Source organism: Rhizobium sp. BK661 (assembly GCF_024808825.1).
GTDB lineage: Bacteria > Pseudomonadota > Alphaproteobacteria > Rhizobiales > Rhizobiaceae > Rhizobium.
This window is the reverse complement of record NZ_JANTYT010000003.1, coordinates 313,236-340,110: the sequence shown is the minus strand read 5'-3', so window position 1 is coordinate 340,110 and position 26,875 is coordinate 313,236. Positions and strand designations below refer to the sequence as shown.

20 protein-coding genes and 1 pseudogene are annotated in these 26,875 nt (G+C 59.0%); 10 read left to right on the top strand and 11 right to left on the bottom strand.

What is annotated here, in order from left to right:
- Positions 1 to 22: 22 nt before the first annotated feature.
- The gene (locus tag FHX16_RS10410) at positions 23 to 1,348 is read right to left on the bottom strand and encodes an ABC transporter substrate-binding protein (protein ID WP_114713745.1); all 1,326 of its coding nucleotides are present in this window, start codon (positions 1,346 to 1,348) and stop codon (positions 23 to 25) included.
- Positions 1,349 to 2,014: 666 nt separating this feature from the next.
- On the opposite strand from FHX16_RS10410, the gene FHX16_RS10405 reads away from it, so the two are divergent.
- Entirely contained in the window at positions 2,015 to 2,161 is a 147-nt protein-coding gene (locus tag FHX16_RS10405) for a hypothetical protein (RefSeq protein WP_183755383.1), read from the top strand.
- A gap of 147 nt (positions 2,162 to 2,308) precedes the next feature.
- A complete protein-coding gene (locus tag FHX16_RS10400; RefSeq protein ID WP_183861926.1) occupies positions 2,309 to 4,030 on the top strand; it encodes a hypothetical protein in 1,722 nt (573 codons plus the stop codon).
- A gap of 57 nt (positions 4,031 to 4,087) precedes the next feature.
- Here FHX16_RS10400 and FHX16_RS10395 read toward each other — a convergent pair whose 3' ends face one another.
- From FHX16_RS10395 to FHX16_RS10380, 4 genes are all read right to left on the bottom strand, one after another.
- Complete coding sequence (locus FHX16_RS10395; protein WP_183862038.1) at positions 4,088 to 4,231, bottom strand: hypothetical protein; 144 nt, start codon at positions 4,229 to 4,231, stop codon at positions 4,088 to 4,090.
- The gene (locus FHX16_RS10390) at positions 4,224 to 5,318 is read right to left on the bottom strand and encodes an amino acid ABC transporter permease (RefSeq protein WP_183861924.1); all 1,095 of its coding nucleotides are present in this window, start codon (positions 5,316 to 5,318) and stop codon (positions 4,224 to 4,226) included. The genes FHX16_RS10395 and FHX16_RS10390 overlap by 8 nt, the downstream gene beginning before the upstream one ends.
- Positions 5,319 to 5,320: 2 nt before the next feature.
- Positions 5,321 to 6,469, bottom strand: a complete 1,149-nt coding sequence (locus FHX16_RS10385; protein ID WP_183861922.1) for an amino acid ABC transporter permease — start codon at positions 6,467 to 6,469, stop codon at positions 5,321 to 5,323.
- Between the two features lie 66 nt (positions 6,470 to 6,535).
- Complete coding sequence (locus FHX16_RS10380; protein WP_183861920.1) at positions 6,536 to 7,558, bottom strand: amino acid ABC transporter substrate-binding protein; 1,023 nt, start codon at positions 7,556 to 7,558, stop codon at positions 6,536 to 6,538.
- A gap of 475 nt (positions 7,559 to 8,033) precedes the next feature.
- Between FHX16_RS10380 and FHX16_RS10375 the strand changes: the two genes are divergently transcribed.
- On the top strand, positions 8,034 to 9,227 hold the full coding sequence (locus FHX16_RS10375; RefSeq protein ID WP_183861918.1) for an amidohydrolase family protein: 1,194 nt from the start codon (positions 8,034 to 8,036) through the stop codon (positions 9,225 to 9,227).
- Positions 9,227 to 10,711, top strand: coding sequence for an amidohydrolase family protein (locus FHX16_RS10370; RefSeq protein ID WP_183861916.1), 1,485 nt, complete (start codon positions 9,227 to 9,229; stop codon positions 10,709 to 10,711). Before FHX16_RS10375 ends, FHX16_RS10370 begins: the two co-directional genes overlap by 1 nt.
- A gap of 133 nt (positions 10,712 to 10,844) precedes the next feature.
- Here the strand turns inward: FHX16_RS10370 and FHX16_RS10365 are convergent, their stop codons facing one another.
- Positions 10,845 to 11,540: a GntR family transcriptional regulator gene (locus FHX16_RS10365; protein WP_183861914.1), complete on the bottom strand. Its 696-nt coding sequence runs from the start codon at positions 11,538 to 11,540 to the stop codon at positions 10,845 to 10,847.
- A gap of 442 nt (positions 11,541 to 11,982) precedes the next feature.
- Between FHX16_RS10365 and FHX16_RS10360 the strand changes: the two genes are divergently transcribed.
- The 5 genes from FHX16_RS10360 to gltS all read left to right on the top strand — a co-directional run bounded on the left by FHX16_RS10360 (position 11,983) and on the right by gltS (position 18,642).
- Positions 11,983 to 12,240: a glycine zipper domain-containing protein gene (locus FHX16_RS10360; protein ID WP_183755391.1), complete on the top strand. Its 258-nt coding sequence runs from the start codon at positions 11,983 to 11,985 to the stop codon at positions 12,238 to 12,240.
- A 370-nt stretch (positions 12,241 to 12,610) separates the two neighbouring features.
- Entirely contained in the window at positions 12,611 to 14,158 is a 1,548-nt protein-coding gene (locus FHX16_RS10355; protein WP_183861912.1) for an AbgT family transporter, read from the top strand.
- Between the two features lie 43 nt (positions 14,159 to 14,201).
- Entirely contained in the window at positions 14,202 to 15,404 is a 1,203-nt protein-coding gene (locus FHX16_RS10350; RefSeq protein ID WP_405049271.1) for a M20/M25/M40 family metallo-hydrolase, read from the top strand.
- Between the two features lie 112 nt (positions 15,405 to 15,516).
- A complete protein-coding gene (locus tag FHX16_RS10345) occupies positions 15,517 to 17,352 on the top strand; it encodes an SLC13 family permease (RefSeq protein ID WP_183861908.1) in 1,836 nt (611 codons plus the stop codon).
- Positions 17,353 to 17,436: 84 nt separating this feature from the next.
- Positions 17,437 to 18,642 carry a sodium/glutamate symporter gene (gene gltS / locus FHX16_RS10340; protein WP_183861906.1) on the top strand — a complete coding sequence of 402 codons (1,206 nt, stop codon included), beginning with the start codon at positions 17,437 to 17,439 and terminating at the stop codon, positions 18,640 to 18,642.
- 95 nt (positions 18,643 to 18,737) lie between these two features.
- Here gltS and FHX16_RS10335 read toward each other — a convergent pair whose 3' ends face one another.
- The 5 genes and pseudogenes from FHX16_RS10335 to FHX16_RS10315 form a co-directional block, all read right to left on the bottom strand.
- Positions 18,738 to 19,877, bottom strand: a complete 1,140-nt coding sequence (locus tag FHX16_RS10335; protein WP_259127526.1) for a helix-turn-helix domain-containing protein — start codon at positions 19,875 to 19,877, stop codon at positions 18,738 to 18,740.
- Between the two features lie 10 nt (positions 19,878 to 19,887).
- Entirely contained in the window at positions 19,888 to 20,139 is a 252-nt protein-coding gene (locus FHX16_RS10330; protein WP_183861904.1) for a hypothetical protein, read from the bottom strand.
- A 301-nt stretch (positions 20,140 to 20,440) separates the two neighbouring features.
- Positions 20,441 to 20,806 (bottom strand): annotated as a pseudogene (locus FHX16_RS10325) (AI-2E family transporter); the annotation flags it as partial.
- Between the two features lie 135 nt (positions 20,807 to 20,941).
- Positions 20,942 to 24,031 carry an efflux RND transporter permease subunit gene (locus FHX16_RS10320; RefSeq protein ID WP_183861902.1) on the bottom strand — a complete coding sequence of 1,030 codons (3,090 nt, stop codon included), beginning with the start codon at positions 24,029 to 24,031 and terminating at the stop codon, positions 20,942 to 20,944.
- Entirely contained in the window at positions 24,028 to 25,134 is a 1,107-nt protein-coding gene (locus FHX16_RS10315; RefSeq protein ID WP_183861900.1) for an efflux RND transporter periplasmic adaptor subunit, read from the bottom strand. The genes FHX16_RS10320 and FHX16_RS10315 overlap by 4 nt, the downstream gene beginning before the upstream one ends.
- Positions 25,135 to 25,718: 584 nt before the next feature.
- Between FHX16_RS10315 and FHX16_RS10310 the strand changes: the two genes are divergently transcribed.
- The gene (locus tag FHX16_RS10310) at positions 25,719 to 26,867 is read left to right on the top strand and encodes an alpha/beta hydrolase (protein ID WP_259127522.1); all 1,149 of its coding nucleotides are present in this window, start codon (positions 25,719 to 25,721) and stop codon (positions 26,865 to 26,867) included.
- The last annotated feature ends 8 nt before the right edge of the window (positions 26,868 to 26,875 follow it).

Sequence of the window (26,875 nt, the reverse complement as noted above, 5' to 3'; positions counted from 1 at the left end):
ATGTTGTGCGTCCTGCCGGACACTAGATCTTGCCGTCGTCCTTGAAGACTTCGGTCCAGTCCTTCACCAGGCCGTCAAGCGCCTCCTGGGCGGTGCCGTTGCCGGCCACGACATAGTTATGAACGCGTTTCTGCATGTCCTGGAGTAGGGTTGCATAGCTCGGCTCGGCCCAGAAATCCTTGACGATCGCCATCGAGTCCAGGAATGCCTGGGCGTAGGGCTGGCTGGAGGCGAAGTCCGGGGCGTTGACGACCGACTTCAGGCACGAGTAGCCGCCGAGCTGCCACCATTTGGCCTGCACCTCAGGCTGCGCGAACCACTTGATGTACTGCAGAGCGGCGTCCTTCTTGTCGGAATAGGAAACCACCGAGATGCCCTGTCCGCCAAGCTGGGCGAAATGCTTTTTTTCGGCCGGGTTGGGGAAGAAGCCGATCTTGTCGCCGCCGACCTTTTCGTCCTTGTAGAGGCCGGGCCACGTGAAGGCGAAGTTCATCTGCATCGCCACCTGGCCCGACTTGAAGGCGTCGGCGGATTCGACCATGTAGACGTTGGAGCTGCCGGGCGGTGTGCAGCAGTCATAGAGCGCCTTGTAGAATTCGAGGCCCTTGACGGCGTCAGGTGAGTTGACAAAGCCTTCCATCTCGTAGGGCTTGTCGGGGTTGTCGTACTGGAAGCCCCAGTCATAGAGGACGTTGGTCACGCCCATCGTGATGCCTTCGGAGCCGCGCTCCGTATAGATCGAGGCTCCGTAAACGGTCTTGCCGTCGATCTCGCGCTTCTGGAAGAACTCGGCGATCTGCTTCAGCTCGTCATAGGTCTTCGGCGCTGCGAGATCTCGGCCATATTTTTCCTTGAATTCCTTTTGCAGTTCTGGCCGCTCGAACCAATCCTTGCGATAGGTCCAGCCGACGACGTCGCCCATGGCGGGCAGTGCCCAGTAGTTCGGCGTGTTCTTCGGCCATTCCGAATAGCCCACGACGGTCGCCGGCACGAAGTCATCCATCTTGATGCCTTCCTTGTCGAAGAAGTCGTTGAGCTTGACGTAGTGGCCGTTCTCAGCCGAGCCGCCGATCCACTGGCTGTCGCCGATGATCAGGTCGCATAGCTTGCCGTGGGAGTTCAGTTCATTGAGGAAGCGGTCCGCGTAGCTCGTCCAGGGCACGAACTCGAACTTCATTTCGGTGCCGGTCTTGGCGGTGAAATCCTTCGAGAGTTCGACCAGCGCATTCGCCGGGTCCCAAGCGGCCCAGCAGAGTGTCAGTTGATCGGCTTTGGCGAGATTGGGCAGCGCCGACGAGATGATGAACGCCGAGGCCAGCCCGAGAAGGGCTTTCGATTTCTTCTGCATTAGTTCCTCCCAGAACCAAAGGCCGGCTCCCCGCCGACCGCGCAAGTTCACCCATTTCTGAAAATGCTAACATGAACTCCTCAACTCTCATGTTTAGCAATATGTTTAGTAATAGATAAATTTATAAACAAAGCAAGCGGGTTTTTATTGTTGCGACGCCTAGGGCCGGACTGCTTGTTTACGACGCCGAAAGGCCAGAAACCTTGCCGATATCAGGGCTTGCCTTGCTATTGGCGGCGTGTCGCCCAAAAGCTGAGGCGCCCGGGCATGGAACTGCTTCTCCATGATCGTCGCCGCTTCCGTCGCCGCGAGGATGGAAGCGCTTCGGTCGCGCCTCCGGCGCACATCGAGATCATCCGCGTCTAGAGATCAATGGATACCGATATCGTATCCCTGGGGTAGTACTTGGCGCACCCGGCACGCTCAATGCCTCGATACGTTGAAATTATTCTCGCTCCCTGCGAGGTTTTCCGGTAATATAGTTGGGGAAGCGATAGCCGACTAGCGCTCGAGAGAGCTCATGAATTCGCGCCTCGTCGCTCGGCACTACTCAAATTTCAGATGACATATCTTCCGCCACCGCAAGGTGGCGTCGATGCAGCACGCGTGGCCGCTATTTCGCACGTCAACGGTCCCGCAAGTCCTTGAAGCAACGGGAGAAGGAAGATGGATTTCATCGAACAATGGTTCGGGGTTTCCCCAGACGGCGGCGACGGTACGACCGAACTCCTCTTTTTTGTGATCATCATGGTCCTCCTTGCTGCTATCGTCTGGCGTCGCTGGATAACGCATCGCAAAACCCGCAACTTTTGAGTGCTCCAATGGTTCCCGTCCCGTTTGGCGGCGGCGGAGCAGTGCGCGGCATTTCGGCCATGAACGATCTCTCGTTTTCGGACCACTGCGGTCAAAGCAACTTGCAGCGGCGGTTCATGGACGAGCTACTTGCGAGGAGGCACGCCTATGACCACGGATGTTGTCACAATTTATGAGGACGCAGGCTTTGGAGGACGAAGCAAAGCGCTTGCGCCGGGTGGCTACCGCTTTTTTACACCCGACGATTTCAACGACGTCGTGTCTTCCATCAGGATTCCAACAGGGCTCGGGGCGCAACTCTTCGAGCATGCCGATGATGGCGGCGGCTATGGCATTTCCATCGACTTGCTGGAGGATTGTCCGGATCTCTCTGTGTACGGTTTCAATGACAAGATCTCGTACGTGAACGTGTTTTCAATCGCCGATCGACCGGGCTTTGTCTGGGCGCGGAGCCGCATGGAAAACGGCCAGTTCATCCCGGGTCACTGGGAGCGCCAACGAGCGAATGGAGCCCTGCCAGACAACTCTACGGCAGTGGTGTCGCCGCCATATGCGCCACATCCCTCCACTGCGGCAACGGTGATGCAAGTTGACGGCGCCCAAACAATCATCACGTTCCTGGGCGGCCAGAACGGCTCGGACGCAGCAATGTGGGATCATGCGGTTGCCGACCAGATGGGGATCATCGGCAGCGACTTCAGAGGCCCCGAAGAGATTGGCTCGGCCGCTTTCGAGCGGGCGTCGAACAATATAGCAATTCCTGACAACTTGAACTTCTGGTATCCGCAAAAACAGCCGCGTGACCACCGATCCGTCGTCTATTTCAAGCGGACGCTGGTCGGCAAAGTGGATAGCGTTCATATCGCCGATATCAACGGTACCTACGAAGACCATGACGTCAACATAGACGTCATTCCCAACGAGAAGTACCAGTACCTTATCACCGACGGGCATCCACGCGAGTACACCGACATCATGAGCGCCCAGTGGAATCTGAGTCTTCACCAGTTGGGCAAGCCCAATTGCGACGATAGCGAGAGTGTCGCCGAGGCCGCCCTGGTCGAAGCGGAAATACAGCCTGACGGCGATGTCCACTCCGGAACGGCGCAGACATTGAACGACTTGATCTTGGCACGAGGGCCTCAGGATATCTGCATCTACGGTGTCTGGATTTACGACAAGGGCCACTGCTGCCACTCGGAGATTCATCCCGCCGAGCAAATCTGGTGGCGGGATGATGTCAGCGCCAATCAGCACAAGTATACGCTTAATGTCTTCTGCGATGCCTCCAAACGTTTCTGGTGGCGGGACCAGATGGACGATGGCACCAAACTCAAGCCTTGGGGTGCGCCACCGATTGCCGGCACATTTGCCATCGCGTTCGAGGCTGAATTGGGCAAACCCGCCGTCACATTCGAGGTATCCAACATCAATGATTACAACGTCGCGGTCATTCCCAATGGTAACCAAGTCTACAACCTCGTTTACCAGAACAACGTTCTCGTGTCGTTCATTCCACACAACGACGCGTTCAAGGTGACGTATGAGAACGTTGGATTGACCCGCGACAACAAGGTCAGGGGATTCCTCGTCATCCAGACAACGGTTGGAACTGTTACCCAGACGACAACCCGTCTGGTCATTCCCAATTCCAATCCGCAGTTAGCGCCGATCGTTGCGGATATCCCGCCCGGCACGGACGTCAACACGATAGATCAGCGGTTCGAACGGGAAGCCTTCAAGAAAGTTGAAGGGCGCTATATGTTCAGCGTGATGCAGACCAATCCGTTGCCGCACCTTGTGCACGGCGTCTGGAATTCAGATTTCCTACGACACCGGCTGCATGTCACACCGGAGATCGGCAGATAACACCACGCGAACTCGGGCTGCGTTTGCTTACGGCCCCAAAGCGGACCAACTTGTCGTTCAGCCAACAAAGCGGTCCGCCGACGGCATATGGTCACGCCCGGCGATCACGCCTGTCGATACCAGTGTCTCAAAGAACTCCACCTTGAGGTCGAAGGACTTCAGGAGTTTTTGGGTGCTTGGCAGGTGAATGAAATTAATCATGAGTCGTCCTGAAATAACGCTCGAGGAAGCGACTGTAAGCCCCCATCAGCGCGCTGAAGATAAAATAGACGGCGGCAGCAAAGACATAGCCTTCGAGCACCGCAATACCCTGCCAGGCGGGATCGCGCATGGCCGAGCGTACCGTGTCGAGGAAATCGAGCAGGCCGACAATGGTGACGAGGGTGGTGTCCTGGAAGAAACTGATAAAGAGCGCGACGAGCGGTGGGATGACCTTCTTGATTGCCTGCGGCAACACGATCGTGAGCATCGTCAACCAATAGCCCATGCCGAGTGATGCACTCGCCTCCAGCTGACCTCTCGGCACGTCCTGCAGTCCGCCGCGCACAATCTCGGCGATATAGGCCGCGGCAAAGATGATAATGGCGATCTGGGCACGCAGAAGCTTGTCGACCGTCACACCATCCGGCATGAACAGCGGCAGCATGACTGTCGCCATGAAGAGGATGCTGATCAACGGCACGCCGCGAACGATTTCGATGAAGCTGGTCGCCAGCACACGGATCACTGGCAGGTCGGATGCGCGCGACAAGGCAAGCAGGATACCAAGCGGCAACGCCAGGGAAAGCCCGACGAAAGCGAGCATGAAGGAAAGCGGCAGGCCGCCCCATTGGGTCGTTGGAACCGCGGGTAGCCCGAGGACGCCGCCAGCCATCAGTCCATACAGAACGGGCAGGATGACGAACACCCAAACGAGCAGCAGGTTACGGCTCCATAGCTGCGGAACCATGGAAGCGACGGCCGCGCCGATGAAGACAATCAGCGAAAGAAATGGCCGCCACTGTTCCTCGAACGGATAAAAACCGAATGCCATGTAGCGAAGCTTGGCGCTGAGGAATGGCCAGCAGGCACCGCTCCCCACCTTGCAATCCTCAGGCGTTCCGGCAAACGTTGCGTCGATGAGCAGCCACCGGGTGGCGAGCCAGCCGATACCGATGACGGCTGCGCCGCAAAGGATGGTGATCAGCACGTTGCCCGGCGTCCCGAAGAAATCTTGCCACCAGCGGGATAGCCGTCGGGGAGGCGCGTCGCCTGTGGTTGTGCCGAGCACGAGTTGGAGTTCCGTCACGGTCAGCGCTCCTTCAGGGCAACGTGCTTGTTATACCAGTTCATGATGAGCGAAATGGCGATCGACAGGCCAAGATAGGCGCCCATGAAGATCGCAATGGTTTCCATTGCCTGTCCGGTCTGGTTCATGACGGTGTTGGACACCATCACGAGGTCGGGGTAACCGATGGCGATCGCCAGAGAACTGTTCTTGAAGACGGTAAGATATGTGTTGGTGAGCGGCGGAATGATCAGGCGAAGTGCCTGCGGCAGGATGACAAGGCGCATGGCTCGCCGCCGGGGCAGACCGAGCGCCATCGATGCTTCCCATTGCCCTTTATGGACGGCCTGGACGCCGGCACGGACGATCTCGGCGACGTTGGCAGATACGCTGAGTGCAAGCCCGAACCAGAGTGCCACAAATTCCGGCCTGACCTGCAATCCTCCCGTCAGGCGGAAGCGGCCCTTTTCCGGCAAGTCGATGGCCATGTTAACGTCCCCCAGCAGCAGGACGAGGCCAATCGGAGCAATGGTAGCGAGCAATGCGATGAGGGGGCCATGGTTGGAGGTGCCCGTAGCAAGCCGTCGGCGCAGCGCGATATGTCGAATGAGGAGCGCCGAGACGATGCCGAGCCCGACTGCTCCGAGAGCAATGGAAAGGCCGCGCTCAAAGCTGATGGAGGGGATGACCAGGCCGCTGTTGGAGAGATAGACATGCGGCGCGAGCGGCAGGGCTGCTCGAACAGGCGGCAGCACATTGATGATCACCGCGTACCAGAACAAGAGGTAGAGCAGAAGCGGAATGTTCCTGAGCGCCTCGACGTAGGACAGCATCAGCCGCTGGAGCAATGGATTGCGCGACATGCGACCGATGCCGACTGCAAGCCCCAGGATCGTGCCAAATAAGCCGGCCAGCAGCGAAACCTTGACTGTGTTCGCAAAGCCAACGAAGAGGGCGCGAGCAACGGTGTCGGTCGGCTCGTAGGCGATCGCGGCCTCGCTGATGACGAAACCGGCCTGGCGCGACAGATAGGAAAAGCCGGTCGTGATGTCATGTCTGGCAAGATTGTTGCTTGCGGTCGCAAACATCGACCAGGCGACAAGCGCGACGACGCCGATTGCCATCCACTGGTAAAAGAGCGCGCGAAAGCGCGCGTTGTTCATGAAAGCCATTGAGAGCATTCCGATGAGAAACCGCGCGAGGTGGTTGCGCCCGCAAGCTGCGGGCGCAATGTTGTCTCAACGGAACGGTGGAGCGTAGAGCAGGCCACCGGAATTCCAGGGCGCGTTCGGGCCGCGCGTCATGGCGAGGCGGGTGTTTTCCCCAAGGGCGCGGTCGAAGACTTCGCCGTAATTACCGACAGACTTGATGATGTTGTAAGCCCACTTGTCGTCGAGCTTCAGCATCTCACCCAGATTGTCGGTAACACCAAGCATACGCTGGATCTCCTGGTCGTCGCTCTTCAGCTTTTCATCGACATTGGCCTTCGTGATGCCCTTTTCCTCTGCCGCCATCAGCATCCAGACGGACCAGGACACGACGTCGCGCCAGTTGGAATCGTTTTGGCGAACGGCTGGTGCGAGCGGCTCCTTCGAGATCGTCTCAGGCAGGACGACATAATCGTCCGGCTTGTTGGAGACAGCGCGGATCGAGGCAAGGTCAGATCGGTCCGAGGAGATTGCGTCGCAACGTCCGCTGAAGAAGGCAGCGCGGTTTTCATCCGGGCTTTCGAAAACGACGAGCTCGAACTTGGAGCCCAGCTTGCCGAAGAAATCGCTGAGGTTCTGCGCCGTCGTCGTGCCCGGCAGCGTGCAGATTGCGGCGTCCTTCAGCTCTGCGGCGCTGGTGACGCCGAGCGACTTTGGCACCATGAGACCCTGACCGTCATAGAAGACGACTGGTGCGAAATCGAGGCCGAGGGAGGCTTCGCGGCTGTAGGTCTGCGTCGTCTGGCGTGAGAGAACGTCGATCTCGCCGGACTGCAGGGCCTGGAAGCGGGTGTTGATGTTGGTCGGAACATATTCGACCTTGTCACCATCTCCCAAGGCTGCTGCCGCGATCGCCCGGCAGATGTCGGCGTCGAAGCCCTCCATGCGCCCTTGGTCGTTGGGTGCCGCAAAACCCGGCGTCGCGAGCGACACGCCGCAGATCAGCTTGCCGCGCTGCTTCACCGTGTCGAGTGTGTCGGCATTGGCGATCGCAGCGGTGGCCAGTACGCCGAGAACTGCGCTGAGGCAGCCGGCCAGAGTTAGTCCTTTCATTCAATCCTCCCGTGATTGCGGCGTTATCGTCGGCAACTCCTCTTCGCCTTGGGTACGATAATGCCTCCAATATTGTCTACAATACATTATTTGCGTTGACAACGTATGGCCTGTCCTTTGATCGGGGAAGCTCTGACTGCCGTGAAACGCGCGGCCTGCAAGCCTGTGGAGCGTAGCCACAGTCTTTGGCTCAGTAAAATATTGTAGACAATTTGCGTTGACATAGCTTCGAAGGCTGCCTTAATAGCCGACGCGGGAGCAAGGGACGTGGTTGCTCGCGGAGGAGCATTCGCCCTGCCAGTGTAGCAAGGCGTTGCGGCTTGGACTGGCTGCAAACGAGCTGGACCAGCCTTCCGTGTGGGCTTTCTCCCAACCTGAAGTCATTGATAAAACCGTCCGCCCTTTAGCGAACGGACCGAGCCGCATCCTGTCAACTGGCCCACCTGATGCGCACAAGCCGAAACGGAGGTACCCCATGCACGATCTCTTACTCCGCAACGCCAGGCCGATGGCTGGCGAAAGCTGCGACATCCTGATCAGGCATGGCAAGATCGCGGGTCTTGGATCGTATCGGCCAGAAGACGGCATGGCCGTGGAGGATGGCAACGGCGCGATAGTCGTGCCGGGCCTGATCGACGCCCACACCCATCTCGACAAGACGACCTGGGGCATGCCCTGGCATGTCAACGATCGCCCCGCGATCCTGCAGGGGCGGATCGATTTCGAAAGAGAAAACCGGCAGGAGATCGGCATCGACGCACACCGGCAATCGATGCGTCATGCGATCGGCCTTGCGGCGAACGGCGCGAGCCACATCCGCAGCCATGTTGATATCGACACCAGGCACGGGCTGTCCCTGGTTGAGGGGGTGTGGAGGACGCGAGACGCGCTGAGGGACATCATCGATATCGAGATTGTCGCCTTCCCGCAATCCGGCGTCATGGTCATGCCGGGTACGGTGGATCTGTTGGATGAGGCACTGCGGCAGGGCTGCGAAGTGCTGGGTGGCATCGATCCCTGCGGGATCGACCGCGATCCCAAGGGACAACTCGACATCCTGTTTGCACTCGCCGTGAGACACGGCGTTCCGATCGACATCCACCTGCATGAAGCCGCAGATCTCGGCGCATTCACCATGGAACTGATCTTCGAACGCATCCGCGCCAACGGCATGGAAGGCAAGGTGGCGATCAGCCACGCCTTTGCGCTCGGCATGAATGACTATGTCAGGGTCGGGAAACTGATAGAAGAGATCGCCCGTCTCGACGTTGCGATCCTGACGACCGGTGCGCCGTCCGTCAACGTGCCCTCGATCATGCGGCTCAAGGAAGCGGGCGTGCGTGTCGGTGGTGGCTGCGACGGCATACGCGATACCTGGGGCCCGTGGGGGCAGCCCGACATGCTCGACCGCGCAAAGGTGATCGGCATGAAGAATGGACTGCGCACGGACCAGGAGCTTGCCCATGTTCTGAACGTCGTTTCGAAGGGCGGCGCCGACGTCATGCGGATCGACGGTTACGGCCTTGATGTTGGCTGCAATGCCGATTTCACGCTTCTGACCGGGGAGACACTTGCGCACGCCGTCGTCGACACCGCGCCCCGACCACTGGTCGTCAAGAACGGCCGCGTTGTTGCCCGCAAGGGCAAGGCCATCGTGGAGATGCCGTGATGAACAAAGCATCCCTGGAACTCGGCCGCCGCCCCGAAGGCCGTACGCTTCTTACCGCAAGCTGGGTTGTTGGCCACCAGGACGGCTCCCACCGCCTGCTGCGCAATGGCGAAGTGGTATTCGAGAACAACGAAATTCTCTTCGTCGGCCATCGCTTTCCTGGCGAAGTGGCTCGGCGCATCGATTTCGGCAATGCACTGATCAGCCCCGGCTTGATCGATCTCGACGCACTGTCCGATCTCGACACGACCATTCTCGCCATCGACAATCATCCCGGCTGGGCCAAGGGTCGCGTCTGGCCGCGCTCCTATGTCAAGGCCGGCCCCTATGAGATGTACAGCCAGGACGAACTGGCCTTCCAGAAGCGCTTCGCCTTTGGCCAGTTGCTGTTGAACGGCATCACGACGGCAGCGCCGATCGCCTCGCTGTTCTACCGCGAGTGGGGCGAGACCGTGGCCGAATTCGATGCGGCGGCTGATGCGGCCGGCGAACTCGGTCTCCGGGTCTATCTCAGCCCCGCCTATCGCTCCGGCGGCATGGTGCTGGAAGAACCGGGGCGCATGGTGCCGGTCTTTGATGAGGAGCGCGGCTTGAAGGGCCTGAAGGACGCTATCTCTTACATCGAGCGGCAGAACGGTCGTCACGGCGATCTCGTCCGTGGAATGCTGGCGCCTGACCGCGTCGAGACGTCTACCCTGGCACTCCTCCAGCGCACGGATGCTGCGGCCCGCGAACTCGGTTGCAAGTTCCGCCTGCACATGGCGCAAGGCGCCATGGAGGTCGATACGGTTCGCATGCTGCACGGCTCGACCGCCCCTGTCTGGCTTGCCAAGGCCGGCCTTTTGAGCGACCGGTTGATCGCGCCTCACGCCACCAATGCAACGGAGGAGGACCTTGCCCTCTACGCGAAAAACGGCGTTTCCATCGTTCATTGCCCGCTGGTCTCGGGCCGCGGCGGGAGCACGCTCAATTCCTTCTCGGCCTGCCGCAAACGTGGCATCAACATCGCCATGGGCACTGATACGGCGCCTGCTGACATGTGGATGAACCTGCTCGTCGGGTTGATCACGGGCCGCATCAACGATGGCGCGCCGGATCGGCTTCGCTCGGCCGATCTCTTCGATGCCGCGACGCTTGGGGGCGCGCGTGCGCTTGGCCGGACGGACCTCGGCCATCTGTCCCCCGGCGCTCGTGCCGATATCGCCGTCTTCGATCTCGACGACGTGATCATGGCGCCGTCGATCGATCCTATTACAACTTTGGTCACCAGCGGTTCGGGCAAGGTGACGCGCGCTGTGTTCGTCGACGGCCGCGTCTCGATGCTGTCCCGCAAGGTTGCGGGCCTCGACATGGAGAAGGCACGGGTACAGGCGCAGGCGCAGTATGACGGGCTGATCGCCAAGTATCCCGAACGAAGCTGGAGCAATCCCCCGGTCTCGGAGATCTTCGCTCCCAGCTATCCGGTTGACGCTGACCTTGGGTGAAGTTCGGTAGGCGGTCATCGACGTCCGCTATCTCGAACTAGAATTTCCGGGTCACCGCGACAAACAACGCGCCCCGTGAACTCCCGGGCGGCATCGGGTTTATCAAGGAGGCGACATCTGCTTAAGGATACAGCTACGCAAGGGCTGCTCGCAGGTCATGGGAAAGGTCGCGGATTTCGCTCAGGTCGAGTTCTGATTCAACGTGCTCTAGGTGATGGGCCATCAGGTGAGTGGCCTTCTCGGCATCCTTGGCGGCGATCGCCTCGACGATCTCCTCGTGCTCGTCAGGTCCGCAATTGAAGCGGCGGTTCGTGTTGCGGTAGACAGCAGTGATCAGCGAGGAGCGGGCGATCAGATCCCTCATCGTCGTGAACAGGAAGTCGGAGCCGACGGTTTCGGCTAGCAGTAGGTGGAAGCCACCGGAGAGCTTGATGATGTCGCTCGTGACGTCCGCGGCATTGGCAGCCCGTTCCTTGGCAACATGGTCGCGCAGCCGCCTGAGGTCGGTCTTGTTGACAGACTGGCACAGGCGTTCGACGACGCAACGCTCCACCGTGCGGCGTACGAAGAAGACATCGCGGGCCTCCTCGACCGAAGGCTTGGAGACGAACGCGCCCCGATTGGGAATGATCGTGACGAGACCATCGCGTTCAAGCACCGTGAGGGCCTGGCGGATGCGGGCGCGGCTGACGTTGAAAATCGCCGCCAGTTGCTCTTCCTTGAGCTGAATACCGGGGCGGAGCCTGCGCTCAGCGATAGATAGCCAGACTTTCTCGACAATTTGTCGCGCAGACGGGCCAGGTTGTTCGGTCACGAAATTCACTCCCATTCGGGTAAGAGAAGCTCGATGCCGCAGGGAAAGTCAACCGTAGCAATTGGTGTTTTGGTTGCATAATTGTCAGCAATATCGGGGCAAATTGTCGAGGAGAGGCAGTGAGTTCTTTGATGCAGGTCGACTTATCGGGCTTCAGGGCAAGCTGCCCGTCTGTTGAGGCGACTCATGACATCACGGCGGACTGGACCTGTGCGGATGAACATGCCGACGTGAAGCGGTGTGGACCGTAATCGAGGGCTGCCAGGCGGGTGTGAGGACAGTCTGATCATTCCGCCCCGGCGGACGGCCCTTGCCACATTGTCCAGAGATTTGAACTCAGAGCTTGGTTTTGGGATTCTATGCTGATCACAGCCATCTTGGCCACACTATAGTCACTGCAAGCAACGCCTTTCTCCTACGGTCTTCGGATTTGTAAAACGTCGCAAAGGGGAGATTAATGAAGAGGTTACTGATTTTCTCGTTGGCGGGCCTGGCGCTTGCGAGCTGCACACCGACGCAACAAGGTGCGGGTATCGGCGCCGCCACTGGTGCGGTGGTTGGTGGTGCCGTCACGAACGACGTGCGTGGTGCGGCCGTCGGCGCGGCGATCGGTGGAGCCTCCGGCGCCGTGATCGGAAACGTGGCCGGTCGTCCGGGCCAGTGCGAGTTTCGCGATCGCAACGGTCGGCGCTATATCGCAGCCTGCCCGCGCTAACGATGAAGACGGGCGGTGTCATTCGCGTGAGCAGGCGATGGGGGCCAACACGTTCTCTCAACACGGGCCATCCTGACGCCGGCTGGATTTTTGCGATATGCGGCATTCCCGTCACCGAAAGAGCGCGCTGATTTTAGCTCCTGCAACGGCTCTGGTGAATGAGCAGGCATGGCGTTTAACGCATTGAAATATAAAATTATATTTGTCGTTGCAGCAACGGGTTCACTTGCCGGCGACGTGCAAAGCGGTTGATCCATAGCGCTCCATTCGTGCCATTTCGCAGGCCGACCACTGTTAAGGCAACGCACCTAGCAAGCTCATTTGACCATCCATCGGGTGCGACATACGTCGGTTCAACTGGAGGCAAGACATGGCCACTGCCAATACCGCATCAAAGACCACGATGCAGAGGTTCCTGGACGGCGTCGAAAAAGTGGGAAACATGGTTCCCCATCCTGTGATCATTTTCCTGATCCTGATTGGCATCGTCATCGTCCTGTCAGCCGTACTTGGCGCTTTCGGAGCGGCCGTAAGCTATGAGCGCATCAATCCCGACACGCACGAGATTGAGCAAGCGTCGACATCGATCCGAAGCTTGCTGAATGTCGAGGGCATTCGCTTTCTATATTCGTCCCTTATTCCCAACTTCATGAGTTTTACGGCTGTCGGATTGATGATCGCTGCCATGATCGGTGCCGGCGTGGCCGAAGAATCCGGTCTCGTCACAGCGCTGATCCGCAAGCTCGTCATTGTCTCGCCGAGCTGGGCGCTGACCTATATCCTGGCTTTCGTCGGTATCCTCGCAAGCATCGCGGCAGATGCCGGCTATCTGGTGCTGATCCCGCTTGCCGGTGTGGCTTATATGGCAGTCGGGCGGCACCCGTTGGCTGGTCTTGCGCTTGGTTTTGCCGCCGTGGCTGGTGCCTTCACGGTCAACATGCTGATCAAGCCGCTCGATGCCGTGCTCGTTGAATTTACCAACGACGCTGCGCATCTGGTTGATCCAGCGCGTTCAATCGGTCTTGCATCAAACGTCTGGTTTTCCATTGCCTCGGTGCTGTTTTTGACCGTGGTGATAGCGTTCATAACCGATCGCATGATCGCGCCCAGGCTTGGTGAGTATGATCCGGCAGCGGCGGAAGGCGGTGTGCAGGCTCAAGGGGCCACCCTTTCTGAGCAGGAATCACGCGGCTTGCGGTTCGCACTATACGGCCTTATCGGTCTCCTGGTTGTTTTCCTGCTGTTGACCATCCCGAGCGGCGCGCCTCTGCGCAATCCCGATACCGGCGAGCTCATCGGCAACTCACCCTTCATGAACGGCCTGATTGCACTCATCATGCTGATCTTCCTGGTAACAGGATGGACCTATGGCATCGGCGCCGGAACGTTGAAAACGCTGGCCGAGGTCATCGCGGCGATCGAGAAGTCGATCAAGAACATGGGCGGCACAATCTTCCTGTTCTTCGTTCTTAGCCAGTTTGTCGCCTATTTTACCTATACAAACATCGGCACCGTCATGGCGCTCAGCCTTTCAGGCGTGTTGCAGGCAGCCAATATTGGCGCACTGCCGCTGCTTATCGGCTTTATCGTTGTGGTCGCGATTATCGACCTGCTGCTAACCGGCGCCATTGCCAAGTGGGCAATCTTCGCTCCGGTCTTCGTCCCGCTTCTCATGAAGCTTGGTGTTGAACCGGAAGCCGTCCTTGCCGCCTATCGCGTCGGCGATTCCCCAATGAACGCGATCACTCCACTCAATGCCTACTTCGCACTCGTCGTCGGCTTTGCCCAGAAATACGACAAGTCCGCAGGTGTCGGCACGATCGTCTCACTGATGCTTCCCTATGTGGTGCTGATGTTCGTGTTGTGGACCGGCCTCTTTGCGGTCTGGAAGGCCCTCGGACTGCCATGGGGCCTATGACAATCCTCAAGCGAATAGATACTCGAACGAACGGATGGACATCATGAGCAACATCTCAATTCCTCTCGACGTCGCCGCAGCTGAAGACCATCTGATGCGTTTCCTGTCGGTGGAGGGTGTCACCGGGTCTGAGAGGAACATCGGCCTTGCCGTCTGCGACGCCTTGAAGAAGATCGGCGTCCCGGAATCGGCTATTCGCTTCGATGACGCCAACAAGCGTATTCCGCTGCCGACGGAGACGGGCAATCTGATCGTGGACATCCCGGGAACGCGGCCCGGGCCACGCCTTCTCTTTTCCACCCACCTGGACACCGTGCCGCTTTGCGCGGGCGCCAAACCAAAGCGCGAGGGCGACCGCATCGTGTCCGACGGGACCACGGCACTTGGCGGCGATGCCCGAACCGGGGTGGCACTCCTTGTCGTGGTTGCCGAGACGCTGATCAAGCATAAGCTGCCTCATCCGCCAATCACCCTACTGTTTACCGTTCGCGAGGAGAGTGGGCTGCATGGGGCACGAGAACTCAACCCGGCTGACCTCAACGGCGCGGCAATGTGCATCAATGTCGATGGCCAGATGGCTTCAGAACTCATTGTCGGCGCTGTCGGGCAGGAAAACTGGGAAGTCGAAATCAAAGGTCGCGCGTCGCATGCCGGCGTTGCGCCAGAGAAGGGTATTTCGGCGACACTGGTTGGCGCCGTGGCGTTGGCGGAAGCAAAGCATAACGGCTGGTTCGGCAAAGTGGTCAAACCGGATGGTCGCGGCACAAGCAACGTCGGTATTTTCGGTGGCAAGGACAACAAACCCGCAGGTGATGCGACCAACGTCGTAACCGACTACGCCTTCATCAAGGGCGAAGCGCGCAGCCCGGAAGCTGCTTTCGCGACGAAGATTGCCAACGGTTACAAGGAGGCGTTCGCGAAGGCGCAGAGCGAAGTGACCGACTATCAGGGCGACAAGGCAGAGGTGAAATTCAGCCACAAGCCCTCCTATCCGCCATTCGAGTTGGGCAAGGACACGCCGATCGTGAAGCGCGCGACAAAGGCCTTGCAAATGCTTGACATCGAGCCAGTGTATGTCTTCTCGAACGGGGGATTGGATGCCAACTGGCTCGACAAGCATGGTGTGCCAACCATCACCATCGGAGCCGGGCAAGCCGAGATCCACACGATCAAGGAATATGTGAACCTCAAGGAATACGAGAAGGGCTGCCGTTTGGGTGTACTCATGGCGACACTCGACGATTGACGAGTTCTGGAAGGTTAATTTGGTCGGCCGCAGTCGCTCGGCGCTCATGAACGCCTGCGCTGGGGCCGGCTTGATTTTGGACGGTTCGGGCAGGCAAGAGGGAGCAGGGCGATTGAGTCCAATAGCATACACAGCGACTATCATCGCCGTTGCCGTCGTACTGTTCGTCTGGAACAAGCTGCCGGTCGTCTTCGTCGCCATGCTGACGGCACTTGCCTTGTGGGCGAGTGGTGTCCTGACGCTTGGACAAGCCCTTGGCGGTTTCGGTGATCCAGCGGTCATCTTCATCGCATCCCTTTTCGTCGTCAGTTCCGGGCTCGAGGTCACCGGGGTGACCGCTTGGGCCGGACAACTGCTGATCCGCGGGGCCGGCGAGGAAAGCCGGACACGCCTTCTCCTCCTGACCATGGCACTTGTATCGCTCCTGACCGCGCTGATCAGCGTCAATGGCGCTGTCGCAGCCCTGCTGCCGGTCGTGGTCGTCATAGCTGTCCGCCTTCGGCGCAGTTCGTCGCAGCTGCTCATGCCGCTGGTGTTTTCGGCACATGCAGGCTCGATGCTGGCCCTGACCGGAACACCGGTCAACGTGCTGGTTTCAGAAGCAGGCATCGACGCAGGCGTCGGTGGGTTCGGCTTCTTCGAATTTGCGCTTGCGGGCATCCCACTCCTGGCAGGCACCATGGCCATCATCATCCTCTTCGGAAAGCAGCTGCTTCCGGAGCGTAACGGCGCGACTATGCCCGCCGATTTCAGTCGCCATGCCAAGACACTGGTAGAACAATACGGCCTTGCAAGCGGGATCTACCAGATGCGAGTGCGTGCAAGCTCGCCCTATGTCGGCAAAGCCGCGAGCGCGTTCGATCTTTCGGGCCATCCGGGATTGCAACTCGTCGCCATTCAGGAGGGCGAGACGGCCGGTCCACTGCGCAGGTCTGCCATCGCTGAGGGCGATCATTTTATCTTGCGCGGTGAACCTGACGTTGCAGCGGCCTACGCTGCCGACATGCACCTGGCCCTTCGCGACGACAAGGCGAACGGTCAGGGTGAAGAGACCTTGTTCAATCGCAACTCAGGCCTTGCAGAGGTCGTCATCCCGCCACGCTCCGGCCTCATCGGCCAAGCAGTTTTTCCCGGCATGGTGACCGAGAGCGGCGATCTGATCATTCTGGCTGTCCAGCGCGCCGGCGCCGGAATATCGCCTGGCAGCGCCGCCAAGGAAGCGGGCGGTATCGTCCTGCAGGCAGGCGACACAATGCTGCTGCAGGGAACGTGGAAGGCGCTCGATGTGCACCTGAACGATCCCGACGTTTTGGTTGTCAATTCGCCCGAGCTTGTCCGACGCCAAGCGGTCCCGATGGGTCCCGGCGCGCGTCAGGCCGTTATCATCCTGATTGCGATGGTTCTGCTGCTTGCCACTGGTATCGTGCCGCCGGCGGTGGCTGGCTTACTTGCTGCAGGAGCAATCATCCTTTCGGGGATCATGAGCGTCGAACAAGCCTATCGGGCTGTGGGCTGGACGACCGTCATCCTCGTTGGCGCGATGATGCCGCTTTCGACAGCAATGGTAGAAACAGGCGCGGCGAAGCTGATGGCGGAGCATCTGGTGAATCTCGTGGGTGACGCCGGTCCGGTTGCGCTGCTTGCCGGACTGTTTGTTCTGACGGCAATCATGGGGCAACTCATCTCCAACACTGCAACAGCATTGATTGTCATCCCGATCGGCGTCGCAGCGGCCACCGCCATGGGCATTTCTCCGCGCCCCGTCCTTATGAGCACGGCCGTTGCAGCCGCCGGCGCCTTCCTCACGCCAATCGCAACACCGACGAACCTGATGGTGATGGGCCCGGGGGGCTATGCCTTCAACGACTACTGGAAACTGGGATTGCCGTTGCTGATCTGGTTTTTCGTCGTGTCAGTGTTCATCGTCCCTCTAATCTGGCGCTTCTAAGCTGCCGGTTATCCAGGCAGAGGCGCGCTGGAACAACAGTCGACTGCAAGTGCGGCAAGGCCAGGATGTCAGTAAGGGTGACACATGTCGGTGATACAGGTCCCGGGACTTTTGTCCTTTACCATCGCAATTCTCGTCTTTTTTGCTGGTGCCAATCTCAATCGCTTCATTCCCATGCTAGCTCGGTGGAGCATTCCGGAAGCAGTCACCGGCGGACTTCTCGCGGCGTTGGCGACACTTGCCGCCTACGAATTCTTTTCCGTCGAGATCAGTTTTACGCTTGCCGCACGCGACATGCTGCTTCTCTACTTCTTCACGGGCGTCGGGCTTAACGCCAGGCTTTCCGATCTGGTGGCAGGTGGAAAGCCACTACTGATCCTTCTTGCCATCACGCTTGTGTTCCTGGTCATCCAGAACGCAATTGCCATCGGCGCCAGCAATCTGCTTGGTCTTCCCCCAGGGATGGCGATATTACTGGGGTCGACGTCCCTGATCGGCGGTCATGGCACCACCATTGCATGGGCTCCGATCATCAGCAATCGTTTCGGGCTTACGAGCGCACTGGAGGTTGGCATTGCCAGCGCCACGCTTGGTCTTGTGATTGCCAGTCTCATCGGCGGGCCGATCGCACAGTACCTCATCACCCGTTATCGGCTGAGCGGAAGCAAAGACGAAGAACTTACGATAGGTGTGTCCCGAACAGCTGCCAGCACGCACGATGACGAGGTCAGCTACATCAGCCTCTTGCGCACTCTCCTAGTGACGAACATCGCTATCCTCATAGGATACACACTCCATGAGATCATCCTGGACGCCGGCATCAATCTTCCGCTCTTTGTTGTGTGCTTGCTGGTCGCTATTGTGATGACGAACACTATCCCCTCCATAGCACCGAACCTCCCTTGGCCAACGCGCAGCCGCGCGCTCTCACTTATCTCAGATCTCTCGTTGAACGTGTTTCTCGCGATGTCGCTGATGAGCATGCAATTGTGGGGATTAGGTGGGCTCGGTCTGGCGCTTGTCATCGTGCTGGCGATTCAGACGATCGCTGCGATTGCCTATATACTTTTTGTGGTGTTTCCGGCCATGGGGCGCAACTATGAAGCGGCGGTCATTTCCGCCGGGTTCTGTGGTATTTCGCTGGGTGCGACCCCCACAGCGATCGCGAATATGACCGCAGTTACCAAAATCCATGGCGCGGCAACGATCGCCTTCATCATCCTGCCCCTCGTTTCGGCTTTCTTTATCGACCTTGCGAACGCCGCCGCTCTTGGCTTTCTTGTCCGGTGAGGGCCTACCAGCACGGATCATCAAGAACGCTCGGAGACGCCGATTCTGACAAATGCGTACGACCTTGTGTTCGACCGTCAGCACGCACACCGGAGCTATCCCTGTAGCCTCCTCAGTAGCACACCAAGTCTTTCCTCGGACGCGCAATCCTCAAGGTCCGGGCAAAGCGGAATGCCGCCACCGCTTCGATTCCGGACTTCACTCGGGCTGTGGCCGAACGCTCGCTTGAATGCGCGGCCAAACTCGGCCCCGTCGCTGAATCCACGCTCTTCAGCAATCTGGAATATGAGCCTTCGATCGTTGGGGTCGGTTAAAGCGGCGTAGGCGCTGAGCAATCGACGATGCTGGATGTAGTGCATCACCCCGCCGAAAGGCTCAAACAGGTTATATAGACGCGTGCGCGAAATGCCGAGCTCTCGGCGTATCAGTTCACTGCCGAGCTTCGGATCGAGCAACCGGCTTCGCACCAGCTGCCGCGCCCTTTCGAGAAGCACATTGGCAATCGGTCCTTCGGCGGCCTCGATATGGTCTGCGGATGGCGAAACGCAGGCAAGGATCATTGCCTGTGTCGCTGCGGTCAGCCCAGGCAAGTCGGCATGAACCAGCGTTGGCAGGCGATTACTCACGCCAATCAGATAGTCCGAGAACAGTCGTCCCATGCCTGACCTGAGTGTCGAAAATTCGGCCGAGCCAAGGGTGGCCGCCGTTTCGAGAGAAAGATCCCGCGGCACGAACAGCATTAGCATCTCGCTTTTGTCGACGACGCCGGTGAAGGAACGGCCAAGCGAATGGATCTGGAACTCGCCCGGATCCGCGGTAAACTCGTGCCTTGCCGCATTGGTGCTTATTTGACCGGACAACAGAACTGTCATGGTCCAGTGGTCGACCGGATCTCGCCGAACATGTCCTGGAAGGCTAGAAAAGGCGAGGCTGTCAGTGCTGATCCTGGCAAGGACGAGACTGCCAAGATCCCAAAGCTCCTGCCGGCCGCTAAAGTTTGCCGTCATTGGATCGGTATCAGAAAGCTCAAGCATAGGTGCGAAGCTATTGCGCCATGCCGCAAACTGATCCGGCCGCGAGAGCCCCTCGGTCGAGAACTCAAAAGGAGATAAAAACGAAGGCGTACCTTCCTCCGGCTCTGCATCAACGGCCTCGTAGTCCGAGCTCACAAAGCTCATGTGGTTCAGTTGCCGTTCGTGCAAGCTGGCAGGAGTCATGACGTCTTCTGTCGTCATCGCGTCACCCTCAGTTGGCCGTAGGCAAGACGGAATCGCCAGGCGCCGCTTGCCCGGCAACCATATTGCCGCCGTCATTCCAACGTATCGTGCCAGGCTTAGCGGCGAAGCCGCCCGCGCAGGCGTGAGAGGCGCTGGTTGGCGTCACGGGTTTGCATCGAAAACCAGCGCTCGAAATCGCGGCGATCGTTTCGCGCTCGAAGTTCTGTGCCAGGTATGCACTGCTCGACAGGATGCGTGAGAGAACACTTATGCGATTCATTCTTAACTCTCCTCTTGGGCCCAAGAGCGAGGGCCGGATGATGTCTGAATGATGCAAGCGGACTGGTTTGCGAGCGACTGAAGCGAGCACTTCGCGCGGCGAAAGCTGGGTTTCAGCCTTCGTCCCTATCTTGCGGCAAAGCCGCCTATGGCAGTCGATGTTCCTCCCAAGCGTAATCTAGCGCCGTCGACGTCCTTTCTCAACTGTCAGATGCACAAGCATCAGAGGAAGTCGCTTTTAGCGTTTCCAAGTTGTTTTAGATGGCTTTAAACACATCTCTGTGCACGCCGGAGATCCAGCTTCACGGTCCGTGGTCCATGTCTGCGTTGGAACCGCCCGACAGCAGCGTTGCGACCCACTTTCCCGATGGCGTGCCTGCGCTATAAACAATGAACGCGATCGGGTGGGCAGCCGATGAAAGCCCCAGATGTGCCCCACATTATGGCGAAGGGGATATTGCAAGCGAGGCACCGCTGAGCCGCGGCTCCAGATAGCTCCCGATGATGAATTGGATGACGTTCAGGCTCGCGAAAATGAGCACTGCCGTCTGCCGGTTGTCGAATTGGGCAATGGCAAACAGTGTCGGAAGCGCGGTTGCAGCAAACGGCCCGAGGAAAGGGATGTCGTTGAGCGCGAAAGCGATTGCACCCCAGGCAGTGGCAAGTTCGCAAATACGCCACCGACCGACTGCAGCCTAGCTGACAGCGGTTGTCCTTTGCAATGCGTCACCCCAACCTGTTCCTTTGTCTCGTCGAGCGAGGCTTTGAGCACGACCACGCGATGAGACGCGGCTGGAGAACTCTCACACTCCAGCGGCAGCCGGTTTAGTCGTGGAAGTTTCGATCTTTTCGGCCTCTGCCTTAGCCGGAATGCGAAACCACAGGACGTAAAGTACCGGCAGGAAGATCAGCGTCAGCGCCGCAGCGACCACGAGACCGCCGATGACGGTAAAGGCGAGGGGTGACCAGAAGGGATCACGGATGATCGGCAGCATTCCGAGCACGGTCGATCCCGCTGTTAGGAAGACCGGTCGCAGACGCTGGGCGGTAACGTCGATCACGCTGCGCCACGTCCGGCCCTTTTCTTCAATGGCAAGGTCGATCTGGTCGATGAGCACCACGGAGTTTCGGGTGATCATGCCGATAAGTGCGATCATGCCCAGAACGGCTATGAAGCCCACCGGCGTATTGGTTATCAGCATGATCAGCACGACGCCGATTAGCCCCAGAGGCACAACGCTGATGACGAGGAGCAGGCGCTGTACGCTCTGCAGTTGGAACATCAGCACGATAAGGATGATGACGGCCATCACCGGAAGCATCTCGACGACCGATGCAAGCCCCTCTTCGGCCCCCTCGACTGCACCGCCTACCTCGATCGGGTAGCGCGGGTTGGCCTTTTGCAGCTCATCGATCTTGGCAGCCGCAGCTTCGACGACACCGGCCGCCAGCACACCTTCGGCGGTGTCTGCCTGAACAGTGATCGTCGTCGAGCCATCGCGACGCCAGATGACGGGCTGTGTGGTCTGGTAGTCGATCGTGGCGATGCTGGAGAGCGGCACCGTATTGTTGGGGCCGACGGGGATCTGCAGTGTGCGAATGGTGCTGATGTCGACGCGCTCGTCGGCGGCCGCTCTCGCCACCACATTGATAAGGTAGATCGAGTCCCGAACCTGCGTGATCGGAATTCCCGATGCCGTGGCGAACAGCGTCTGGGCAATCACAGAGGAATTGAGGCCCACCAGCCGGGCACGATCCTGATCGACATTGATGACGATTTTTCGAACCGGCTCATTCCAGTCGAGGTTGGGCTGGACGACGCCCGGAACCTTGCTGATGGCGTCGGCGACTTGCCAGGCGACATTTCGCACGCCCGGAATATCCGGTCCACTGACCCGGTACTGAACAGGCCAGCCAACCGGCGGTCCCATTTCCAGCGGCGAAACGCGCACGATGATATCGGGCAATTTCTCGTCGAGCGCCTTTTGCAAGCGTGCCTGCAGCGCCTCGCGCACACCAACGCTCTTGGCGATCACCACTGCCTGGGCACGGGAGGGTGCTGGAGCCTGCAGGTCCATCGACAGGTAGAAGCGAACGGGATCGGAGCCGATATAAAAGCTCCAGTCAGCCACATCCTCGTCGGCGGCCAGAACTTCTTCCGCCTTCGAGACGTCAACGGCGGTCGCATCCTGCGATGCACTCTGCGGCAGGGTGAGCTGCAGGATAAGCTCCGGCCTGTCTGACGCTGGAAAGAACTGCCGTTTCATGGCGGACGATCCAAGGAGAGCAGCCACAAACAAAGCGGCGGTGGCAAGCACGACAAGGAGGCGCATTCGCATGCAGGCGTACAGGAGGTTCTTGAAGCCGCGGATGAGTGCTCCATCCTCCTTCGGACCCGTTGCAGTCCCTGATTTCAGGACGGCAAGACCAACGATCGGTGTCAGCAGCACCGCCACGAGCCAGGACACGATGAGCGCGAAGCCGATCACCAGAAAAAGGGATCGCGCATACTCGCCCGAAGAGCTGCTTGCAAAACCGACAGGAATGAAGCCAGCGATCGTTACCAGCGTGCCGGCCAGCATCGGAAATGCGGTTGAAGTGTAGGCGTGGGACGCCGCCTGAACCCGCTCGTAACCCTGCTCAAGCTTCGCCATCATCGTCTCGACGGTGACCATCGTGTCATCGATCATCAGCGTCAGCGCAATGATCAATGCTCCCAGCGAGACGCGCTGCAGGGCAATGCCTGATATGTCCATGAACAGGAAGGTCAAGGCAAGAACAAGCGGGATTGACACGGCAACCGCGATGCCGGCTCGAATTCCGAGAGCCAGGAAACTCACACCGAGAACGATGACGACTGCTTGGCCGAGCGAGGTTGTGAAGCCGCGGATCGCTGTCTTGACGACCGCAGGCTGGCTCGCGACGTGCGTGAGGTTGATGCCAATTGGCAGATCGTCCTCAAGCTTCTGCATCGTCGCTTCGATATTCTGGCCAAGCTGCAGGATGTCGCCCCCCGACGCCATGGAGATGGCGATACCGATAGCCGGCTTACCCTTGATGCGGAATCGCGGCTGGGGCGGATCTACGGTTCCGCGCACGACACTGGCAATATCTCCAAGACGCACGAAGCCGGATGCGGTTGGAATGTTCAGTTGCCGCAGCGTTGCCTCGTCGGCGAGACTGCCGGAAACCTGAAGAATTGTTCGATCCTGCGCCGAGGTTATGAGACCTGCAGGCAGGACGGCGTTCTGCGCCTGTATAGTTCCGATCACTGTTGCAGCACTGAGGCCGAGGCTAGCGAGCCGCTCGGTCGAGAATTCGATATAGATCGTCTCGTCCTGGGTCCCGATAAGCTGAATCTTGCCGATATTGTCGATCTTGAGCAGCCGGGTGCGGGCCTCGTAGGCCCAGTCACGGACTTCGCGATCGGTAAAGCCATCGGATGTAAAGCCATAGATGATGCCGAAGGTGTCACCGAAGTCATCGTTGAAGAAGGGTCCGCGCACACCAGCTGGCAGCGTCGACACCATGTCTCCGACTTTCTTGCGGGCCTGATACCAGGATTCTCCGACCTGATCGGGCGGCGTTGAATCGTCGAGCGTCACGTAGACGATTGATTGTCCGGCCGTTGTCAGGCTGCGCAGACTGTCGAGGTGGGGCACCTCTTCGAGCGTCCTTTCCAGACGGTCGGTGATCTGATCCGTGGTCTGCTCAATCGTTCCGCCCGGCCACCCGGCGGAGACGATCATCGTCTTGAAGGTAAACTCTGGATCCTCGTCGCGTCCCAGATTGATGTAGGCAAGGATGCCCGCTATGGCGCTTAGAACCACGAGGAAGATCACAAGGCTCCGTCGCTGGATCGCCCAGAGCGATAGATTGAAGCCCTCGTTCATTCGACGCTTCCTTCAAGCAAGCGAACCGGCATGCCCGGGCGCAGTTGCTGCACTCCGGCAACCACCACGTTGTCTCCGCTTGAGAGGCCCTTGGTCACAAGGAAATCTTTCGTGTCGAAGCGATGGACCTCGACCGGCACAAGCTTTGTCGTCTTGCTGGCCGCATCGACAACCCAGACGGCACTTTCGCTACCTTGGCTGAAAAGTGCTGTTATTGGCAGCCGCGCCGCGGGCTCACCGGAAAGCCGGATTGTACCACGCACGGCACTTCCGAAGCGGAATTCGTCGGGCGCGGTATCGAGCCCGACGCGGACCGTGAAGTTGCGGGTGATCGGATCAGCAGTCGGCGAAATCTCTCGAACCGTTCCTGTCGCCTTGATGGCGGGGTTGCTGAGAAGCTGCACGTCTACGCGGGCATCGCCTCCGGTCGTCTGGATTGTGGCTTCGGGAACCTGGAAAACCGCGTCACGTGTTCCAAGCTGGGCAACCCGCACCACCATTTGTCCACCGCCGACGATCTGTCCCACTTCACCTCCGATCGCGGTGACGACGCCTGCGGCATTTGCCTTCAGGACGCGGTTGTCAAGATTGGTCTGCGCTATTCGCAGACCGGCTTGTGCCGCGTCTACACCAGCCTGTGCCATACTCGCCTGGGCGGTCGCTGCATCGAAAGCCTGACGGGTTGATGTGCGGGGATAAAGTTGCTGCTGACGCGCACGCTCGGTCTCTGCGTTCTGGAATTGGGCCTGAGCCGCAAAGAGATTTGCTTCAGCTTTTCGCACTGCGTCCTGAGCGTCTTCGGTATCAAGACGGGCGAGAACGGTGTCCACTTTCACGAGGTCGCCAACCTCGACGTCGCGCTCGCGCACCTCGCCTCCCTGCCTGAAGCTGAAGCTGGTTTCTGTACGCGGACGGATCTCCCCGACGAGCGACCCATATGTATCCTCGGGATTGAATGAAACCGCGACGGTTCTGACCGGTCTTGGAGGGCGCTCAGAAGCCTCCTCCTCGTTTCGGCAACCCGCCAGGAGGATGGTCGCCAGCATAGCGACCGACACGCCAAACATTGCGCGGGATTTCGAAGTAGCCAGATGCATCTTCATGGGCGGTTCCCCCGGATACCTACTGGCGCGATGGCGTTTCTCCATGCGCGGACAGCTGTAAAAATGGGATAGATTCAATGAGATAAATGCATTTTGGCGGGTTTGATGCGTCACTGGGCATCGGAAATATGCGCCCATTACACATCAATCGATCTGTGCCAGTAATCAACGCGAACGGTAGAAGTCCTGAGTAGGGACTCAAGTGATCGTGCTCCTTTAACGTCCGGCTCGGCTTGCGTGGTCTTCGGAACCGAAGGCGCAGGCGCTCTGGTTAAGAACTATAGAGCGGTTCAAGAAGCGAAGTGATCAGCATAGAATCCCGCAAACATGCCTGCAGTCCAGATTTTGGCAATCGGCGGGAGGTCTCTATCGGCGCAAAGATTTTCCGCATCATTCTGTCGCCGGAACGACACGAAAATCTGGATGCTGCGAGCAACAGCTGGAATTCGTCTACCGCACCCGCCGCGGATAGCTTAGAACAAGGAAGTGCTTCGCCTCATGCGTGTGGCCAGGGTGAACGATCCAGCCGATTGTCTTTGTTGTTGAACGATTTTAGCAGCTTGCCAGGGAATTAGGTCGAGCCCGTGTCCTCAATTCGATTGTCAGTCATTGTGATCATCCTGTTGGCTCTCGTCGGCTGTGGCGGACCACGCGCCGTGCTTGGCCTTCCCACGGCATCATCGTCAGGAGCAGAACCACGGGCAATCGTTCCAATCTACGTCGCGACTACCCGCGCCCGATCCGACAATCTTTCGCTGCCGTATTCGGCCGAGCGATCGAGGACGTTGAATTTTGCGAAACTCGACATTGGCATACCACAAAACCACGTTGCCGGCCGCGTCGAGAAAAGCGGCCGTGCTCCTGATCCAAGCAGGCACTTTTCAGCACGGACCTATCAGCCGATTGCCGAGCGGCAGGACTTCATCAGGCAGATGAATGTCGCGCTCGCGCAGCGGGCATCGGAAAATCGCGAGATTTTCATCTTCGTTCACGGATACAACAACAACTTCGCCGACAGCGTCTTCCGCAACGCCCAGATCAGCTACGACTACAATATCAAGTCGGTCTCGCTGCATTACGCCTGGCCGTCAGGAGCGTCGATCCCGCTTTACGTCTTCGATCGTGACAGTGCCCTCGTTGGCCGGCGAGGACTTGCCGAGACGATCGAGATCGCCGCAGAGACCAATGCAACGAGAATCATCCTGGTTGGTCATTCCATGGGCGCCTATGTCGTCACGGAAGCGTTGCGCGATCTGGCCCTCAGGGGGCGTACCAGCACGTTGAAGCGGCTGGGTGGCGTCGTTCTCGCCGCACCTGATATCGATGTCGACGTCTTCCTGAGCCAGATTGACGACATTGGTGACATCCCGCGACCATTTGCAATCATCGTCTCACAGCGCGATCGCGCTCTCGGATTTTCCCGGCGATTGGCGGGTGGTCACCCGCGTGTCGGCAGCGGCTCCGAGGTTGCTGCCCTTCAAAAGAGAGAGATCGCGGTTATCGATGTCTCCGACATCGATGGTGGCAGGCATAGTGTCTTTGCCAGTTCACCCACGCTAATGGACGTGGTCAACAACGATGCCTTGATGCGCAGTATTCTCAGAGAAGACCAAGCGCCGGCTAGCCAGACGATGCTGGCCGACGGCGCATCGGTGATCGAGGGCGCTGCATCACTGATAATTTTCCTTCCGAGCCGCATTCTGGGTGGGATCGCACAGGCGGCCGGCCAATAGCGATGACA